Origin of the sequence: Pseudomonas mercuritolerans (assembly GCF_025706525.1) — a bacterium.
Taxonomy (GTDB): domain Bacteria; phylum Pseudomonadota; class Gammaproteobacteria; order Pseudomonadales; family Pseudomonadaceae; genus Aquipseudomonas; species Aquipseudomonas mercuritolerans.
Genome location: NZ_JAMSHA010000001.1, coordinates 754,333 through 769,533 on the forward strand (window position 1 = coordinate 754,333; position 15,201 = coordinate 769,533).

Below are 15,201 nucleotides of genomic sequence, written 5' to 3' on the forward strand. Positions count from 1 at the left end.
TGCGTTACTCCTGGGCTTCAAGTTCGGGATGGGATTTCAGGAACGTCACAGCCTGTTCATCGGACGCCGAGACGTCGACCGAGGCCTTGACCACGTCGAGCGTGCGATTGGTCCCAGGGATGCACAGGGTGCGCGAGGTAAAGACCGTATCGCGAAAGGTCAAACGCAGATCCGTCGACGTCGACGCATCAGCGCTGGGTGTTGCAGTGGCCTTGGCCATGGGTTTCCTCCAGACAAAAAAAAGCCCGCACTTGGCGGGCTGCATGGTTGATTGATCAATGCTTGTGGTGATTATCGCTATTGCCGGCGGCCATGATGTTCGCGTCGCCGTCGATGTTGCCCGTTACGTGTAACGGCCCGTCGATGTTGACCGGTCCTTTGATGTTCACAGCGGCCTCGAGGTCGACCGTTCCAGACTTCACCGTCACCGCGTTATCCGTAACGACCAGTTCTGTTCCGCCGACCTTGAAAGTCACGGTCCCGCTAGGCACGGTGATCGTGTAGCTGCTTGCCTCCCAGTCGTAGACCAGTGAACCCCCATCATCAAACCGCCAGACCTCGACGTGATCGCGATTGTCCGGCTGGGCGCCGGCATTGCCGTACAGCCCCGGGATAAACGTCCCTATGCCCGCTTGCCCGCTGGGGTTGAACAAAACCCCCTGCTCGCCCAGGCTCGGCGATCGCCAGTGCCGCGCCTTGCCGGCCGCGAGGCTGTGCCAGCGCACCCAGGCGCTCGTCCACTCGCCATTCGATACCCGAACCGCACCGGCGGCCAGATCAACCCCCACGACCGCACAGGGCATCAGCATGGCCGCAATCATGCGGTCATGCTCACCGCCTGAATAACTCACGGCAGGCTCTCCGGCGGGAAAAACTCCGGCTCCTTGTCGTCGTTGAAACCGAACATCAGCGAACCCGGGGGCTCGTCTGGCCATGGCCAGTCTTCAGTCCCTAGATAAAGTGTATGGGTCCACTCAACCACCCAGACCGTGTAGCCATCCAGTTCTGGCTTGGTCCAGTCCTGCATGGCCTGCACAAATTCGGCGGGCTGGACGGCTACCCCCCAGGTCTGCATGCGCAGCAGCACCGCCATTTGAGCAGCCAACTGCGCGGCCTGCTGGCAATGTCGGGGACGAATCGGGTCAACGATGATCCGAGCCTCAAACCTGCAGACGAGCGTCGTCTCGCCGGTGCCGATGTCGGTACCGGGCTCCATCTCCACCATTTCAAGGAACACCGCAGGCAGCGCGATGCGATCCTTCACGTCGGGCCATGCCGTAACAGCTTTGACGCCTGGCAGATGATTTACCAGATGCAGTTCGATCGCCCGATAAAGCTCATCAAGCGTAAAGCGATCTTCAGACATTTCACGCCCCCTTCAGGTACTTCTGGAACTCGAAATTGAGTTCTTGCTGCAGGATCTCCAGCAAGCGCGCATGGGCGCGTTTAACCCACTCGTCGAAATGCGGACGGGCATGCTCAAGCGACACTTTGGCCTTGGCCAGCGGAAAGCGACTGTCGTTTTCTGCGATCCAACCCGAGCTGGCACCACGACTGGATGACACCGTCGCATCGGGATAGTCGTCTGAACTGAAATGCTTACTCGCGGTACGAATCCAGATATCGGCCTTATTCCCATAAACCTGTTTGAGGAAAGCGCCTTGATACCGCCGTCCCGCCACGGACACGCCTTTTCCGTTTTGCCGCGCCCGACCGATCCGGCTGGATTCAATAGCATTCAGACCGAACCACAACTTGCCGCTTGCTGCCCTGCCTGCGACCGGATAGCTGCGCAAGCGCTGACGCACAGCAGCGACAGCAATTCGTTCCTCCCGGCCAACTGCCCGTGCGATGTGAGTGCGCAACCAACCTAATGTTTTGTTGATCGCACGACGTTGAGCGACAGCGGCCGCTTTTGGCACCAACTTGGCGAAGTCCTCGAAAGCTTGTAGATCTGCAGCCGAAGACTGAATGGTCAGCATCCCGCCACTGGCCGAGGAACTGTAGTAACTGCCAATACTCATGCCCGCATCCTCAGGATCAAAGTCACCCAACCAGTACCATCTGGCTCAAGTTGGACAAGGTCATATTGGCCACCGCCGTCTTGCACCGATAGATCAATGGAAACCAGTTGCCCCGATTCGATGCCATCCGCATCGATGGCACGGATCTCAAACTGCGGCTCGCGCAAGGCCGTATTTATCCGCCCCATGCGTGGCTGCAGCCATGGCGCGGAAAAGAAACCGGCGATCTCTCGACCGCCGACCGTTGCCATGTCGCCCAAGCCATCCAGCACCAGGGCGTCCATGTCGTCGCTCAATTCGCGAAAGCCCATCACTCACCGCCGCTGTCGTCGTCCTCATTGGCAACGCCCGATTTCTGGCGCAGCAGTTCTTGGGCTCGGGGGTCCTTGAGCGGAGCGATACGCCCTTCGGCGAGTAACGCCTCCTCAATCCCTTTACTTGGCGGACTGTAAGGCTCGCCCTTCACAACAACGACGCGGCCATCCTGCACGCAACCGTCGATCACCAGAAAATCGGCTTTCTTGGCCATGTCACACCACCTTGGCGTAAATGAACGCATCCGGTTCGAGCAGGCCAGCCAATGCCGCACTCTGCAGCTTCAGCCAACGAGCGCTCGGCTCTTGGGTCACCCAGCTCTTCGGGAAGCGCGCCGCTTCGACCAAGCCGCTTTCCACGGCTTCCAGATCTTGAATCGCCCCGTACAGCATGGCGTTGCGCGTGGACGTCGAGCCGAGAATCAAGCCACCTGCCGGAATCATTGGCTGCTCGTCATCCTCGTCGTCCAGATACCACTCGTCGTAACCGTAAAGGTCAACGCCGGGATCATTCAGATAGCCCAGGTAAGTCACGCCGTCTGGCAGTTCCTCTGGCTTGATCAAGCCCATGTCAACGCGGCGAGTGTTGAGTTGTTTCATCACCGCTGAGCTGGATTGAAATGCATCCAGCGCTTCGCCGCTCATGGCTACGGTGTTCGCCGTGCGGCCGGAATCCTTGGCGATCTTGCGCTTCCAACTACGAAGATTGGCAATCGGGTCGCCGTCTTCGGTGCCCCACTGACCGCTGCCCAGGCTGATCTTGTGATCGCTGGCCATCAGGAAGTCGATGGTGTCATCCACCCCCTCTCCTACGACGCGAACCTTCCCCGTGGTGAGTGCCTGGGCGCACATCCACTCTTCCCGGCGGATAATTTCGTCGTCCAGATCCCGCAGGTCCTTACCGAGCAATTGCCCGGCACGCTCCAGCGGAGTACGCGAGGAAAACGGGTTGTCGCCGGCCGAACGCTTGAGCACCAGCTCGGCGGTGGTTTCGCGCTTGGGTTGAATGTACGGCGGGCTGTAGGTGCTGGTGGTATAGCCTTCACGCAACGACACACTGCCCGGCAGGCGAGGATTAACAAACGGCGCCATTTTGCGTTTGCCTTTGATGATGTCGATGTCCACGGTTTTGGTCGGGAACGTGACAGGACTGCCACCGTTGAAAAAAGTGTTCAGCAAAAAGCGCCGCGCGGTTGGCATCTGCTCGACCGCTTCAAGCATGGTGCGGGTATCAAAAATATCCATCAAAGACTCCGAATTAACGAACGAACAGGCACAGGGAACGCAGCGCAGCTTTTGCCTGCGCCAAAGTAAATCCCTCGCCGAGAGTGAGTTGACTGGCCAGCACTTCACCGGTCAGGCGGATGGGCGCTACCTGCGCGCCTGAGGTCGTATCAGTGGACTGATCCAGTACAGCCACTGGAGCTTCGGAGCCATCGGTCGCTGCAGCTTTGCACAGCACGTATTCACCGCTGGCCGTTACTTGCCCAAGGACAGCGCCTCGACTGAGCTTCTGGCCGGAAGCGATCACGGCGGTGTCGATCATCACCGGGAAGGCACCGGCGGACAGTTGGTCAGGGACATAGGTTTGGCGTTCTGGGTTGCTCATGAAGTTCTCCAATCAGCGGCGCGAGGCGCCCTCGACAATGGCGTTTACGACGGCCTTGCGCTCACCCTGAGCGGCATCGCCCGTCGGAGTGGACGTCGATGCACCAGTGGCGTCGGCCTTGATGGCGCTCAGAGAAATGCCGCGATCCTGCGCTGCCTTGAACAGCTGTAGCGCTGTGGCTTCAACCGTGGTGCCTGCTTCAATGGCAGCGGAGATTTCAGTTTCGAAACCCTTGCTGGCCATGGCATTGATGCCGGTGATGCGTTGCCGCTCTGCAGTAGCGCCCTCCTCGCGACTTTGGGTGCGGATGCTTTCGAGATCCGGCTGACTGGCCTGAGCGATTTCGATGGTTTGCGGATCCGTGCCGGCGGCCAGCGCCTCACGCAACTCCGCCGTGCTGCTGACGGTGGTCATGTTGTATTTCCTCGGTTGAGTGGCGGCCGGTTTGGCCAGTTCGGTAATCAATGTTTCAAGGGACCCCAGACGGTGGGCCAAGCCGGACTCGACAGCTGCGGCGCCAACACGAAGGCCGCCGAAGTCGCCCATCTCTGGGACACGCTCCGGCTCCACGCCCAGGTTGCGGGCCACCTTGGCGACGAACACATCGCCCATGGCATCGACTGTTTCGCCGACCTTGGCCCGCCCCTCTTCTGTAGAGAGATCCACGCGCTTGTTCGGGGCATTACGGCTGACGATCTGGTAGCGCTTACGGCCGTTGGCTTCCTCGCCACCGACTACGGCTTCAACGACCACACCGATACTCCCGGCGAGCGCCGTTTCGTCGATGACGATTTCGCTGGCAGCTGACGCAATCCAATAGGCCGCGCTTGCACCAGTGCCGCCGATGTAGGCAACGATGCGTTTACGGTCACGGGCCGCATGGATCTGGTCAGCCAGTTCGTTGATGCCGGCGGCAACGCCCCCTGGGCTATCGACGTTGAGGATGATCGCGCTGATCTTGGGATCATCGAGCGCAGCCTGCAGGTCGGTGGCCAGGACCTGAGTGCTGGTCGCACCGCTGATCTCGGTGAAAAGGTTGGCATAGCGAAACACCGGACCGACTACCGGGATGATCGCCACACCATTGCGTACGCTGACAGTGCGGCTGTTATCCAGCCGCATGCCAGTGCGTGTTTCCAGCGCTGCCGGATCACCCATGCGGTCTGCAATGGTCAGCAAGTTATCCAGGGCGCCGGGCAGCATCAGCCACGGCTGCGATGCAGCCAGCTCGAATGCGCGGGGCATGGTTATTCCTCGTTGGGGTTGGCGGACGGCGGTGTTTCCTGCTCCCGCCCTTTGGGTAAAACGTGCAGACCATCGTTGCGACGCTGGGTGACCTCACGCACACGTTGCCGGTAGACCTGTTGCCACGGCTCGCCGGTCATTGCGGCGGTTTCCAGCGTTTCGTTGCTGACGCCGATCTCGATGCGCTTACCAGCAGCGTTGGCTTCCTTCAGCTCATCAATGGCGCCCCGGGCGGGGCCGATCCAGATGGCCTGGCAGTAGGCTTTGCGTTTCGCCGGGTCCGCATAACCCGGCAGGCTGATCAATCCACGGGCCACCGCCTCATCAATCAGCAATTCCCGACTGGGTTGGCAGAAGTCACAGATCAACCACCAGCGGCGCAAGCTGTAAAAGCGCCACGCCTGCAACATCGCCGCACGGGCTGCGCTATAGCTGCTGCTGTAGTGCAGCAACAGCTCTTCCATCGGTTGCTCCAAAGCGGCGCCGATTTCCTTGACCACCGCCGTGAAGAACGGATCGAATTGCGCATTAGGCCGCGCAGGGTTGGCGATTACCGGTTCCTCACCTTGGCCCAGGTCAACGATCGCCCCCTCGCCCAGAGCCAGTTCGCCGTCAGCCGTTGTGTCACCTGCGGGACCGTCGCCTTCGTTGGCTAACGCGGTCAGCGGGAGATTCCCGACTTGGAAGTCGTTGGTCTTTTTGATGAACACCGTGAACATTGCGGAGATCACCGCCGCCATCAGCTCGGCGCTGCTGTAGCGCTCCAGCTTCTGCAGCGGTTCCAGCACCGGAGCTAGGTAAGGCGCCCCGCGCTTCTGTCCCGGACGCTCCTTGTCGGCCATAACGTGCATGACGCGGCGCCGGCCCGTCGCCTCGCCAAAGGCTGGCAGACGCTCCCATTTCAGCGCTTGGCCGGCAGTGTATTCGTTGGGGTATCCGGTGCAGACGTGATAAGCCAGAGGCGCACCCAGCCGATCGAACTCGACGCCGTCCACGAGGTTTGCGCCGTCAAGTTGCCCGGCTGGATTGCAGACCCGATCCGATTCGATCAACTGCAAGCGCGTGCTGAAGATGCAGCCGGGGCGCTCATCGTCAGGACTGGCAATCAGCACGTCGCCACCCACCATGGACGAGATCAATACCAGTGCTTGTAACTGGTAGTGGTTGAGTGTCGCTTCGGCATCGCATTCGCGTGGATCATCGGCGTACAGCGACCACAAGCGATCAAGCTGATTGTTGATTTTCTCAGCCTGCGTCTCGTCGAGACCTAATGCGTCATGATCGATCTGTGACCGGCAAACCAGCCCGGTCCCTACAACGTTGGTGCGCAAGCGCGTGATCGCCGCGCGGGCTATCAAGTGATTGCGCATGGCGTCTCGCGACCGAGCAACCAGCATTCGACGCTCGTTCTGGTCGAGATCCCGACGCGGACTGCCGAGACCGGGAATCCAGCTGGCCATGCTGCGCAGTACGCGGGAAGCCCCGCGCCAACGTGTCTCAACTCCACCCCCTCCGCCTTGGGCAACAATGGGTCTGGACTCGCTCGCCGATTTGGCGAGTTTGATGGCCTCGCGCATCAGCAGCTCGGCCGGGTCTTTTCGAAAAAATCCCATAGTCAGATCTTCATGTAGGAGACGCGGTTGCGGCCACGTCCCTGTTGTTGAGCCTGTTCCAACGCGACCTCTCTGGCGTACTGCTGCTCCAGAAGACGCAAGCTGTTCAGCTCAGCGCGATAAAGCTCGCGATCCGCACGGCGCAGGCGCTGGCCTTTTTTCAGGACGTCAGAGATCGCCGCCCGGACTTCCGCGAGGCGCTGTTGTGCGTCTGTCATGTGTGTTTCCTTAGTAGCCCGCGCGACTGCGGGTGCCCCGCCCACGAGCGACAGCTCGGCGCGGTACCGGCGCGACCGGTTGTTCGGTACTGAACAGCGTTGGCTGCAGCAGTTGCTGCTCCAGCTGATCCCATTCGTGATCGCGTAACAGGTGAGTTTTAAGGCTGCGAGCGGCGTGCAAGGCATACACCTCGCAGTCCAGCGCTTCGTTGCGACGGCCCGCCTTCTTTTGCCAAACCATTTTGCTAGGGTTACGCGGGTGCGGTGCCAGGACTTCGTTGGTGAGTTGTTCGTAGTAGTCCGACCGGATCTCGCTGTACCAATGCATGCGCCCCGGTCCGGCACCTTTGAGGCGCAGCCGCCCATCAATGAGCGTCTTCGCTTTATGTGTGCCGACGATGTGAACCCGCAGGCCATATTTCGCGGCCTTGGTGTTGTCCTGTGAGGTGTCCACCGATTGCGGCGGCTTGGTAAAGATCTCCTTGTCGCGACTGTCGATAGAGGCGCCTTTGATCGCCATCACGTTGTAGCGTTGACGATCACGCACGTAGGCATACACCGCGTCACTGGTGTTGCCGTCGGAGCTGTCGATGCTAACCGCCGATACCGCCAGTTGCGCACCGCTTTCGACCGGTATGGGTTGGGAAATAACCCGATCCAGTTCTTGCCAAACGGCGTCATGGGGATCGATGGGGTTGCCGTGAAGCTCACCCCAGTACAAGCGCCACGACTCTTCGCCTCGTCCCCAACCGATGATTGTGAGAGCAAGGCGGTCGCCTTGGACGTCAACGCCAACGGTGATCAGCAGGACACCTTTCGGCGCTGTCAGCTCCGCATAAGGCTCCGCACGTTTTTCCAGCTCATCGGTCTTCGGTGCATCGCTCTGATACTCGTAGCTTTCGCCCTTGGAGCTGTTGACGAAAGCGATCATCGGTCCGATGTTGCCTTGTGAGGCCGCGTGTTCGGCCTGGAGCTTTTTCTCCATCAACACCTGGAAACGCGATCCCCAAAACGTCGCGTACAGCTCGTTGAGGATGTAACCGGCGATCCCCCGAAATTCTGCTGTAGCCGACCAGCGCCCGTGCTTGAGGTTGGTGTTCTTCTGGTTGTCATCCCAGATTCCACCGCAGTGCGGGCAGGAGTAGAAAGTTTTCTCCGGCCGCTTCTTGCCGTACACCTCATGCAGGTATTCCGGATCCTCGTCGCAGTGCAGGTTGTCGAAGCTCAACGCGTGTTCTTGGCCGCATTCGTGACACGGCACCAGGCCGACGCGCTTGTCCGACAGTTCCAGCTCCGCATCAATGGCGGACAAGCCCTTGATGGTCGGTGTACCGCCGATGATGATCTTCGAACGGCGAAACGTTTTCAGACGTTCCTTGGCCAGCTTGATACTGTCGCCCTGACCGCGCAGGTTGAGGTTGCAGTCGTCCGGCTCCTCAATGGCAACGCGTGGCACCGGCGTGGACTTCACACTGGCCGGGCTGTTTGAACCCACCATTTTCAGGAAGCCGCCGGGGAAACGCTTGAAGTCCTGTCGCTGCTGCAACTTGCGGCTTCGCAGGTCGACTTTCTTGCGCAGCCGTGGCGTGGCTTCGATCATCGGCTCAAGCTTTTCACCAACGTACTGCTTGGCCGCTTCGGCCTTGGGAAACAGAACCAGAATCGGTGACGGATCAATGTCGATCCACTTGCCCAGAGCGTTACCCAGAACACCCGACGTCCATGCCACCTGCGCCGACTTGCGTCCGACGATTTCACTGACAGCGGGATCATCCAGCGCTTCCAATGGACCGCCGGGCCAGATCAGGTGAGGAGTAACGTCAAAGCGATATTTGCCGGGGCGCGCAGCCTCTTCCGGTGCGAGCCAGCGGTACTTGTCCGCCCACTCGATAATGCTCATGCGAGGCGGCGGCGCCCATTTGCGGCAAGCGCCGCGCAGCGCTTTAGTCGCCGTCTTCCTCAAAGCCCTCCGTATCGTCCGGTTCGTCAGAATATCCATCTGACGCGGCATCATCCTTGTCATAGTCAGAAAGCCTCCTCAGGATGGCTTCAATGGGGTCGCGAATCAGTTGCTCGTCGACTTCCACGTCGTAGCGCGCCGAAAGTTCGGCGGCCAGCACGTCGGGGAAAGAGTTGAGCAGCTCCACTTTTGCAGCGGTGATCATTGCTTCGAAGCGCTCAATCAGATCGGCAGCGATGACCACCTCGCCAAGATCCTTTGCCATAGCGAGTTCTTCGCGGTCCGCGCGGATTCGGTCGAGTCGGTCGCGGGAAGATTCTTTTTTGCCGTTGAGTGCGGCTTGGTGCATCAGCCACTGAATCACGGCTTCGGTGTCGTATTGGTTTTCGTTGCCCCGACCGAGGCCGAACTCGGTCACTGGCATGCCGTCGTTCTGCCATCGGGTCAGGGTGCGTTCATCGCGACCGACGATCTCGCTCAAGTCGGCCTTGCTGACAGTCTTTCCCATGTCTAACCCTTTGAAAAGACGGACATCCCTGTGAAATTCTCAGCTGCAGAGATCCCGCGAGTTCCGTAACCCGTGTAGGGGGCGGCCCTCGGGGAGGACCCGGAAAAACCGGCGCCCCACCCTCGCGCCTGACTCTCAGGTTCGGTCGGTCGATGCCGACTCGGAAAGGCCAAGCCGCTTGGCGGCCCAGCGTTCGTACAATCCGATGGCCACATCCGCGCCGGCCATTGCCGTGAGGCATCCTAAGGCGCCCGCCGTCCAGATCGTCATGCCGGCCGCGATCATCAACATCATCGCCGTCACCCCGCAGACAATGCAGGCACCCGACCGAAGCGCGAGCCTGCGCAACAACGCCCAGCCCCGCGCCCCATCCTTGTCCGCCCGCCACATCTCCCCCGATACGCCGCCGACCAGAGCCAGGACGATCACTAACCAGATCGGCATTTCTGCCAGTGCTTGTTGCTCGCTTGTCATCGCCTACCCCATGAACGAAAAAACCCGGCGCAATGGCCGGGTTTGGTGGTGTGGTGCCTGCCGCTCTCTGCGGTCGCACCTATCGAAGATGACTACTTTTTACAGGTCGATTCCGGTGGCAGCAACCCTGTTTTAATGCCACCCGGTGAATAAGTGGGTAACGCAGGGTGAATGCCTAGCGAATGTCGGCGAATACACCACCACGGCATTCTGTTGTTGCGGCGGTGTCCCATACGTCCCACTTTTCAGAATCGAAGTGGGACGCCTGAGAGCGCCTGAATTCGGGGCTTCGCCCCACAGTCCTACTTATCTTTCTTCTTTCTCGTGTAAAGGAAGAATTTTAAAGAACACGCGTTCGCGCATAAGCGCGTAGTGCTCGCCCGCTACACTCACACGGGCGGGAGGCACTACTAAGCGGGACGGTGGGACAACCCAATAACGACAAGGCCCGCACCTGTCCCACTGCATCAAAACGCAGCGAGACAAGACGGGCCAGTGGGACAACCACAACCGGAGCGCTACCTGGGGTCACGCAGCTGCCCCCATCAGCACCCAATAGATCTGCAGATGCGCGTCATGCAAACGCTGGTAGTACGTATCGCGGCCACAACCGCAGTGGGCATACCGCAAGCGCATATCCACATCGAGCGTGCAGTAATGCTCACGCACCACCGTCACCAGCTCCGGGGCGAGGTGCTTTGTTACGATCAGCTCGATGTCCAACGAACTCTCCAGCGGCGCACGAAAGGCGCGCCGCCCTCTGATCAGCTGCCCATTGCTCTCCATCATCATGGCAACCATATTTCCCCCAGCCAGCCCCCCTTTTGAATGTTCCGAGTGCAGCTCCTGCGCCCACAACCGGAGCAGCGAATCGATCTCCTTAATCAAAGCAAGGCTCCTCGATCGGTTCACGCTGCAACGCTGACGCACCGCCCCACCCTGTCGGCTTCTTGTAAGCCCAGGGCCGTTGGCCGCTCTTAGCCAACGCCGGCAACCGAACACGGCGCCAGCCCAACCGATGCATGATCGCCCCGACGCGCATCTGCTCCGGTTTGCCCCAATGCCCGAAGTCCAACTTCAACGCACTGGTGAGCACGTCACTGCCGGTGGTGGTCTCGCCGATCTGCGACTCCTCAAGCCAGGTCAGAATCGGCCCTTCCCATTCATCCACAACGAAACGCTCGTCCTGCTCCTCGCCGAACATCGCCGCCTCATCCAGCGTTACCCACCAGAGATCGCCCGCGTCGTAGCAGAACAGCGCCTCGGCCCATAGCTGATCGCGCATCGAGCGCAACAATTCCAGATCCACCTTGGTACACGCGACCGGCCAATAACGCCGGTTGCCGGTGGCATCCTTCAGGTACTCGTCTTGGTTGGTGGTACCCACGAAAACACACTGGCGTGGCACGTCCATCGTTCTGCGGCCGTAGCTCTCGCGGTAGGTGTCAGTGGACGCCGAAAAGAACTGCTTGGCCTTCGTACTCTCAGCCTTGTTGAAGCTGTCCAACTCGCCCAGCTCGACGATCCACTTGCCCCGGATCGCCTGAAAGCCGTCTTTGTCGCCCAGGGCAAACGGCGTGTCCATGAACCACTCGCCGCCAAGAATGCTCATCGCCGTCGACTTACCGGCGCCCTGCGCACCTTCCAGAATCATCACCGAGTCAGCCTTGCAGCCGGGCTTCATCACACGCGCCACCGCCGATAACATCCAGCGCTTGCCGACCTTTGCCGAATAATCTGTCGCCTTCACGCCCATGACGTCGGTAAGCCAGCTTTCGAGCCGAGGCACCTGATCCCACTGCAGCTTGCGCAGGTACTGACGCACAGGATGAAACGCATGGTCATGCGCAACCACGCTCACCGCCTCGATCACATGCGAGACCTTGACCCGCAAGTTGTACTGCTGCGCGAGCCACTTCATCACCCGAACATCGTCAATGTCCGCCCAATCACCCGTGCCGCCGCCATACGGCGCCGCACGAAGCTTCACGATCTTCGAGCTGAACGCGCTGTAGCTGATCACACCGGCCCAACGCTCATCGTTGGCCAGGATCAACTCGACGTTCTGCATGTGCGCAATCAGCGCGCCGCTCTCGCTACGTGCAAGCAGATCTTTCCAACCACCAGCAGCCGGCGGCTTGACCACCGCCAGCACCTGACGGCGCACCGCTTCCAAACCTTCTGAGACATGCAGATCGTTAAAGTCGGTCCACTTGGCTTCCCGCTCGCCGGAAAAGACCGGCGCGACCACCTGGCCGCCGACAATAAGCGCCGCGTTGTTCGCTTTCTCTTCACCGGGGTTCCACGCATCGCCATTCGGTTTGGTGGTCTTCCAGTCATCGTCCCGGCAGATGATCAGCGGGCAACCGGCGAAACGCTCGCGCATAGCCTTGCAAACCACCAGCAAATTGCCCGCATCGAATGCAACGGCCACAGTCAATGACGTGGCCATATGCAGGCTTGCGCCGGTAGCGTAACCCTCACACACCAGCACCGGCTCGCCCGGATCCGGGTGCGGCCCGATCAGATGGAAAGCGCCCTCCTTCGACATGCCGTAAGGCCAATAGGACTTGTCCCGGCCGGTATCCTCTTGCTTGGTTGGGAACACCACCTGAAGGCCGATAATCTCGTCGCGTACGTTGTTCATCGGTACCAGAAAAGCACCGGTGCGCGGCGCATAACGAACGCCGAAGCCGACAATCTGCTTGCGGTCCAGATAGTCGCTACGGCCCTTCTCCGGCATGCGTTTGAACATCCCCGCTGCGCGCTTCGCCGCACGACGTGCCGCGTTGGCCGAGATCTCTGCCGCGCGGCGTTTGGCCTCCTCCTGTCGAGCGCGCATAACCTCTCGCTCTTCAGGCGACATCCGCCCGGCCTTGACCTTGATCTTCTGAGACTCGCCCGAACGCCAGTCACCGAACGCACCGAAGATAAGCGTCTCACTCTTCTCCGTGCGCTGTTCGTGAACGACATACCAGCCGTTCTTTTCCTTGCCCTTGTCCTGCGAAGTCTTGCACCGCGTCAGCTTGCCAAACACCAATGGCTGCGCAGGCTCAAGACCGTAATCCGCGAACTGCCCCAACACCTCATCGAGCATGGCGTGCCCCTTTCAATTCCGCGAGCGAAAGGCAGTCCACGCACTGGGTACAACCGGACTGCGCCACACGGCGCGCCTCTGGGATCGGACCATCACAGGTTTCACAGAACAGAAACGAATGCGCCGCCAAGGCGGGCTTGGCGGCGAGGAGACGTGCAGCGAGCGCCTGATCAATGCGCTCCTGCACCAGGTCATTAGCGAAGTCGACGATATCAACCACGATCAGTACCCCGCGTCGTCTGATTGACGTAGGTGGCGCGGTTGAACAACCCCAACAGTCCCTGAATCCCACGAAACACTTGCAGGCGAATCGCAGCCAGTTCCTCATCGGAAACCACCCCGTCGCCAATGCTCTTGGCCCAGGTATCCGCCAGATCCGCGACTTGCCGGAAGTACTCGGCAATCCCGGTGGTCAACGTCTCCGGCATGTCATTGGTGTACGCCTCAGCCAGCTCCTGCCAAGTCGTATCACCGACCAAGGCATGCACTGCATCCAGAATGCGGCGATCCTTGGTCAGCTCCAGAATCTCGCCGAACTCTTGAATGTTCACAGTGTGGCTAGGGTGGGTTGGGGAAAGCTTGTGCTGCAACGTGGTCGCATTCCGGCCGGTGGTGGCGGCGATGGCTGCGGCGCCACCGGGGTAGTCCCGTGCGGCATGGTAAAGCGCGAGATCGAGCGGCAAAACTTCCCGCTGCGCCCGCTCAACAGAACTCAGAGCGATACGGCTCATGGCATTAATCCTTGTAAGTTGCCAGTGCCGCGCGACATGCAGTGGTGATACATTTGCCGCGTGGCTTTAAGAGGCCCAAACGCCGGCTAGATCTTAGGGATCGATACCGGCACCGTGCCGGGGCGAGCAATCCGTTGTTCACCCCTGGCGCAACAGCTGCCCAATCTGTGGTGGAAAAGGCAGCAACACCAAGGCTTCCGAGCCTTGGAAAAGCGCGATAAAGAGAGGTGGTTGCATGTGGTGTGCCCGCCTATCTTTATCGCGACCCGACAGCGCTGTGGTGGTGCGTGCCGGGAGGAACTGGGCGACCTTTGGGTCGCCTTTTTTCTAACTACGCTGCAGCCTTTTGAGGAGCCGAAGCGTTCAACAACCAAGCTGCTTGGAATACGTTGCCCTTCTGCTTAGCAGCAGTCGCTAACAAATCGGCATATTTGGTTTCACCTGTGTAATCCGTTCGCGGTAGGCATGCCGCCTGACGCCATTTGTTCAGTGCTTGGTAGCTCCTATTGCATACCTTCGCAGCGGCCCCGATGCCGCCTACGGCTTCAAACGCGAACGCAATCGCGCTCGGAAAATCTGCGGGGTCCAACATGAAAACCTCCATTTATCAACTTACGGTTGATGTTATAGATCAACTGACTATTGCGCAACCTTTATGAGACTCTCAACCCATGGTTGATAAAAATTCTCTCCGCGCAGCTTTCAGCGAGCGCCTACACGAAGCCCTTAACGATGCCGGCGTACGAAGCCGCGGTCGCGGAGTGGACATACATCGTCATCTGAAAAGCGTCGGGGTTATCAAAACAACCCAAGCCATTAGTAAGTGGCTGAATGGAGAAGCCATAGCTGAGGCGGATAGCATGGTTGAACTTTGCCGTTGGCTGAAGGTACGGCGGGAGTGGTTAGAATACGGAGTCATGCCGAAGAAAGAGAATGAAGAAAGAGATAATCGCGAAACCTCTAATGTTAGCAACGTCAGAAGAATGCATCATCGCTTCGGAAAAGTACCTTTGATCTCTTGGGTACAAGCGGGCGCTTGGTGTGAGGCTATTTTAAACTTTGAGGCGCACGATCCCGATATGTGGCTATCGTGTCCAGTACCGATCAGCAGCCAAGGATATGCGTTAAAAGTTCTCGGTGATTCGATGACAAACCCTGGCCCAGGCCGGAGTTATCCAGCCGGATGCATAATTTTCGTCGACCCGGAGGCTGAAACAAAAACAGGGGACCGGGTGATCGCACGAGTTCCACGTACCAATGAAGCCACATTTAAAATTTTGGTAGAGGATGCAGGGCGGCAATACTTACGTCCAATTAACCCACAGTATCCCATTATAGAAATAACAGAAGAAACACATATCTGCGGCAAAGTGGTGGGCTCCTTTATGCCTGAATAAAACCCACACAA

General features: G+C 59.4%; 20 protein-coding genes. 1 reads left to right on the top strand and 19 read right to left on the bottom strand.

The genetic code is table 11. From position 1 onward, the window contains the following. Window positions 1-4: 4 nt before the first annotated feature. From ND528_RS03485 to ND528_RS03575, 19 genes are all read right to left on the bottom strand, one after another. On the bottom strand, window positions 5-220 hold the full coding sequence (locus ND528_RS03485) for a hypothetical protein (RefSeq protein WP_263469699.1): 216 nt from the start codon (window positions 218-220) through the stop codon (window positions 5-7). Window positions 221-275: 55 nt separating this feature from the next. After that, a complete protein-coding gene (locus ND528_RS03490) occupies window positions 276-851 on the bottom strand; it encodes a phage baseplate assembly protein V (RefSeq protein WP_263469700.1) in 576 nt (191 codons plus the stop codon). Beyond that, window positions 848-1,366, bottom strand: a complete 519-nt coding sequence (locus ND528_RS03495; protein WP_263469701.1) for a hypothetical protein — start codon at window positions 1,364-1,366, stop codon at window positions 848-850. The genes ND528_RS03490 and ND528_RS03495 overlap by 4 nt, the downstream gene beginning before the upstream one ends. A gap of 1 nt (window position 1,367) precedes the next feature. After that, complete coding sequence (locus ND528_RS03500; RefSeq protein WP_263469702.1) at window positions 1,368-2,024, bottom strand: hypothetical protein; 657 nt, start codon at window positions 2,022-2,024, stop codon at window positions 1,368-1,370. Next, entirely contained in the window at window positions 2,021-2,335 is a 315-nt protein-coding gene (locus ND528_RS03505) for a head-tail joining protein (protein ID WP_263469703.1), read from the bottom strand. Before ND528_RS03505 ends, ND528_RS03500 begins: the two co-directional genes overlap by 4 nt. Next, window positions 2,335-2,553, bottom strand: coding sequence for a hypothetical protein (locus tag ND528_RS03510; RefSeq protein WP_103305631.1), 219 nt, complete (start codon window positions 2,551-2,553; stop codon window positions 2,335-2,337). The genes ND528_RS03505 and ND528_RS03510 overlap by 1 nt, the downstream gene beginning before the upstream one ends. A 1-nt stretch (window position 2,554) precedes the next feature. Next, a complete protein-coding gene (locus ND528_RS03515; RefSeq protein WP_263469704.1) occupies window positions 2,555-3,583 on the bottom strand; it encodes a major capsid protein in 1,029 nt (342 codons plus the stop codon). A 13-nt stretch (window positions 3,584-3,596) separates the two neighbouring features. After that, window positions 3,597-3,947 (bottom strand): head decoration protein, encoded by a 351-nt coding sequence (locus tag ND528_RS03520; protein WP_122505833.1) that lies wholly within the window; start codon window positions 3,945-3,947, stop codon window positions 3,597-3,599. A gap of 12 nt (window positions 3,948-3,959) precedes the next feature. Beyond that, window positions 3,960-5,192: a S49 family peptidase gene (locus ND528_RS03525; protein ID WP_263469705.1), complete on the bottom strand. Its 1,233-nt coding sequence runs from the start codon at window positions 5,190-5,192 to the stop codon at window positions 3,960-3,962. A gap of 2 nt (window positions 5,193-5,194) precedes the next feature. Next, the gene (locus tag ND528_RS03530; protein ID WP_263469706.1) at window positions 5,195-6,805 is read right to left on the bottom strand and encodes a phage portal protein; all 1,611 of its coding nucleotides are present in this window, start codon (window positions 6,803-6,805) and stop codon (window positions 5,195-5,197) included. A gap of 2 nt (window positions 6,806-6,807) precedes the next feature. Next, the gene (locus ND528_RS03535; RefSeq protein WP_103305626.1) at window positions 6,808-7,023 is read right to left on the bottom strand and encodes a hypothetical protein; all 216 of its coding nucleotides are present in this window, start codon (window positions 7,021-7,023) and stop codon (window positions 6,808-6,810) included. Window positions 7,024-7,033: 10 nt separating this feature from the next. Next, window positions 7,034-8,923, bottom strand: coding sequence for a phage terminase large subunit family protein (locus ND528_RS03540; protein ID WP_263469707.1), 1,890 nt, complete (start codon window positions 8,921-8,923; stop codon window positions 7,034-7,036). Between the two features lie 43 nt (window positions 8,924-8,966). Beyond that, window positions 8,967-9,491: a terminase small subunit gene (locus ND528_RS03545; RefSeq protein ID WP_136493850.1), complete on the bottom strand. Its 525-nt coding sequence runs from the start codon at window positions 9,489-9,491 to the stop codon at window positions 8,967-8,969. A 135-nt stretch (window positions 9,492-9,626) separates the two neighbouring features. Then, window positions 9,627-9,965, bottom strand: a complete 339-nt coding sequence (locus ND528_RS03550) for a phage holin family protein (protein ID WP_122505828.1) — start codon at window positions 9,963-9,965, stop codon at window positions 9,627-9,629. A 528-nt stretch (window positions 9,966-10,493) separates the two neighbouring features. Next, the gene (locus ND528_RS03555; RefSeq protein ID WP_083366733.1) at window positions 10,494-10,853 is read right to left on the bottom strand and encodes a PA0613 family protein; all 360 of its coding nucleotides are present in this window, start codon (window positions 10,851-10,853) and stop codon (window positions 10,494-10,496) included. Then, window positions 10,846-13,062 carry a VapE domain-containing protein gene (locus ND528_RS03560; RefSeq protein ID WP_263469708.1) on the bottom strand — a complete coding sequence of 739 codons (2,217 nt, stop codon included), beginning with the start codon at window positions 13,060-13,062 and terminating at the stop codon, window positions 10,846-10,848. The genes ND528_RS03555 and ND528_RS03560 overlap by 8 nt, the downstream gene beginning before the upstream one ends. Continuing rightward, a complete protein-coding gene (locus tag ND528_RS03565; protein WP_263469709.1) occupies window positions 13,052-13,282 on the bottom strand; it encodes a TraR/DksA family transcriptional regulator in 231 nt (76 codons plus the stop codon). Before ND528_RS03565 ends, ND528_RS03560 begins: the two co-directional genes overlap by 11 nt. Next, a complete protein-coding gene (locus tag ND528_RS03570) occupies window positions 13,275-13,793 on the bottom strand; it encodes a phage regulatory CII family protein (RefSeq protein WP_083352342.1) in 519 nt (172 codons plus the stop codon). The genes ND528_RS03565 and ND528_RS03570 overlap by 8 nt, the downstream gene beginning before the upstream one ends. 331 nt (window positions 13,794-14,124) lie before the next feature. Beyond that, window positions 14,125-14,385: a hypothetical protein gene (locus ND528_RS03575; protein WP_263469710.1), complete on the bottom strand. Its 261-nt coding sequence runs from the start codon at window positions 14,383-14,385 to the stop codon at window positions 14,125-14,127. A gap of 79 nt (window positions 14,386-14,464) precedes the next feature. Between ND528_RS03575 and ND528_RS03580 the strand changes: the two genes are divergently transcribed. Continuing rightward, window positions 14,465-15,190 carry a LexA family protein gene (locus ND528_RS03580; RefSeq protein ID WP_263469711.1) on the top strand — a complete coding sequence of 242 codons (726 nt, stop codon included), beginning with the start codon at window positions 14,465-14,467 and terminating at the stop codon, window positions 15,188-15,190. The last annotated feature ends 11 nt before the right edge of the window (window positions 15,191-15,201 follow it).

Excerpts from the sequence above, each read along its gene's own strand:
- ND528_RS03560 (WP_263469708.1), bottom strand. The coding sequence starts at position 13,062 with ATGCTCGATGAGGTGTTGGGGCAGTTCGCGGATTACGGTCTTGAGCCT.
- ND528_RS03530 (WP_263469706.1), bottom strand. The coding sequence starts at position 6,805 with ATGGGATTTTTTCGAAAAGACCCGGCCGAGCTGCTGATGCGCGAGGCC.
- ND528_RS03575 (WP_263469710.1), bottom strand. The coding sequence starts at position 14,385 with ATGTTGGACCCCGCAGATTTTCCGAGCGCGATTGCGTTCGCGTTTGAA.
- ND528_RS03505 (WP_263469703.1), bottom strand. The coding sequence starts at position 2,335 with ATGGGCTTTCGCGAATTGAGCGACGACATGGACGCCCTGGTGCTGGAT.
- ND528_RS03570 (WP_083352342.1), bottom strand. The coding sequence starts at position 13,793 with ATGAGCCGTATCGCTCTGAGTTCTGTTGAGCGGGCGCAGCGGGAAGTT.
- ND528_RS03500 (WP_263469702.1), bottom strand. The coding sequence starts at position 2,024 with ATGAGTATTGGCAGTTACTACAGTTCCTCGGCCAGTGGCGGGATGCTG.
- ND528_RS03525 (WP_263469705.1), bottom strand. The coding sequence starts at position 5,192 with ATGCCCCGCGCATTCGAGCTGGCTGCATCGCAGCCGTGGCTGATGCTG.
- ND528_RS03510 (WP_103305631.1), bottom strand. The coding sequence starts at position 2,553 with ATGGCCAAGAAAGCCGATTTTCTGGTGATCGACGGTTGCGTGCAGGAT.
- ND528_RS03580 (WP_263469711.1), top strand. The coding sequence starts at position 14,465 with ATGGTTGATAAAAATTCTCTCCGCGCAGCTTTCAGCGAGCGCCTACAC.
- ND528_RS03485 (WP_263469699.1), bottom strand. The coding sequence starts at position 220 with ATGGCCAAGGCCACTGCAACACCCAGCGCTGATGCGTCGACGTCGACG.
- ND528_RS03495 (WP_263469701.1), bottom strand. The coding sequence starts at position 1,366 with ATGTCTGAAGATCGCTTTACGCTTGATGAGCTTTATCGGGCGATCGAA.
- ND528_RS03545 (WP_136493850.1), bottom strand. The coding sequence starts at position 9,491 with ATGGGAAAGACTGTCAGCAAGGCCGACTTGAGCGAGATCGTCGGTCGC.
- ND528_RS03520 (WP_122505833.1), bottom strand. The coding sequence starts at position 3,947 with ATGAGCAACCCAGAACGCCAAACCTATGTCCCTGACCAACTGTCCGCC.
- ND528_RS03550 (WP_122505828.1), bottom strand. The coding sequence starts at position 9,965 with ATGACAAGCGAGCAACAAGCACTGGCAGAAATGCCGATCTGGTTAGTG.
- ND528_RS03535 (WP_103305626.1), bottom strand. The coding sequence starts at position 7,023 with ATGACAGACGCACAACAGCGCCTCGCGGAAGTCCGGGCGGCGATCTCT.
- ND528_RS03540 (WP_263469707.1), bottom strand. The coding sequence starts at position 8,923 with ATGAGCATTATCGAGTGGGCGGACAAGTACCGCTGGCTCGCACCGGAA.
- ND528_RS03515 (WP_263469704.1), bottom strand. The coding sequence starts at position 3,583 with ATGGATATTTTTGATACCCGCACCATGCTTGAAGCGGTCGAGCAGATG.